The sequence below is a fragment of the Mesorhizobium sp. M7A.F.Ca.CA.003.01.2.1 genome (assembly GCF_003998945.1).
Lineage (GTDB): Bacteria > Pseudomonadota > Alphaproteobacteria > Rhizobiales > Rhizobiaceae > Mesorhizobium > Mesorhizobium ciceri.
Genome location: NZ_RZRA01001249.1, coordinates 1 through 1,242 on the forward strand (window position 1 = coordinate 1; position 1,242 = coordinate 1,242).

Annotated in this window: 2 protein-coding genes; both read right to left on the minus strand. The window is 62.2% G+C overall.

The genetic code is table 11. The features are described 5' to 3' along the window. A partial coding sequence (locus EN969_RS31670) for an SRPBCC family protein (RefSeq protein ID WP_206525285.1) occupies positions 1–121 on the minus strand: 121 nt, incomplete at its 3' end. A gap of 132 nt (positions 122–253) precedes the next feature. After that, a complete protein-coding gene (locus EN969_RS31675; protein WP_024501541.1) occupies positions 254–1,081 on the minus strand; it encodes an AraC family transcriptional regulator in 828 nt (275 codons plus the stop codon). Positions 1,082–1,242 lie beyond the last annotated feature (161 nt).

Sequence of the window (1,242 nt, forward strand, 5' to 3'; positions counted from 1 at the left end):
CTTCAATGTGGCTTTCCACCATGCGCGGATGCCAGCCCGGCAGCCCGTTGAAGTCGCGTATGCGCGCCCAGACCTTTTCGACCGGCGCGTCGATGACGCTGGAGATGGTGACTTTGGCCATTCAAAATGTTCCCTTGCAAAAGCGATCCGGTGCAAGGGTAGGGCGGCCATTTCAGCGACGCTTATCAATGCGTCTTGAGCGCCTATCAAGGAGTCTGAAAAAGGGCGGGGAGTCTGAAAAAGGGCGGCTGGTTCAGGCGATCGCCCGCGCGGCCTCGCGGTAGAGCGTCGGCGGCACGCCGACATGGTCGCGGAAAAAGCGCGAGAAATTGCCCTGCGTGGTGAAGCCGAGATTGCAGGCGACGGAGATCAGCGGTTCCTGCGACCATTGCAGCTGCCGCACCGCTTCCTCCATGCGCAGCGTGTTCCAGTAGACATTGGGCGTCAGATTGGTCTGTTCCTTGAACAAAGCGAAGAAATGCGGTCGCGACAGGCCGACGCTGCGCGCCACGTCGTCGAAGCAGATGCGCTCGCAGACATTGGCTCTCATCAACTGGATTGCCTTGCGGACACGAAAATCCTGCATGGTGTTGATGCGGACACGGGCCTCCTGCGGCGCCGAGGCGTCGGCGGCGTCGAGCACGCTATCGATGAAACGCTCGATCTCGTAGTTGGCGATATCGTCGACGCTCTCATTGTCGCTGAGGTGGTCGAGCAGATTGGCGGCGGCCTGATGCAGCCACGGTTCCAGCGTGATCGCGGCTTGTGAAAACAGCGGCGCCGACGAAGGCAGGTCGCGGCGGCGCCGCGCCCAGTCGGGATCGATGTAGAAGGCGAGAAACAGACCGGGCGTCCCGTTTTGCGACAGAACATGGCTGTGCGGCTGGAAGGAGTTGATGCCGGCGGCCGTTCCAGGCCCAAGCCGGACGGTCTCGCGGCCGATGGTCATTTCGCCGGCCGTACCTTCCAGCCAGATGATGAGATGGGCCTCGACATGGGCATGGGTGACGAAGTCGCTTGCGACATTCAGGATAGAAACATGTCCGAACCGGCCCCAGTAGAGCCTGATCGCTTCCGTCATGGGTATATCCTCCCGCAGGCGACTGGCCTCCCTTCGCCTGCAGTGGGGATTGTGCGGCCGAGTTCGGGGCCGCGTCAAGACGCGCGCGGGCGGCGAGGGCGAATGACGGCCAGTGAGGCCGGATTTTCAGACTGAGCGATACGCACTGGAACGAATGGCGG

Coding starts and splice junctions, on each gene's coding strand:
- EN969_RS31675 (WP_024501541.1), bottom strand. CDS start 1,081: ATGACGGAAGCGATCAGGCTCTACTGGGGCCGGTTCGGACATGTTTCT.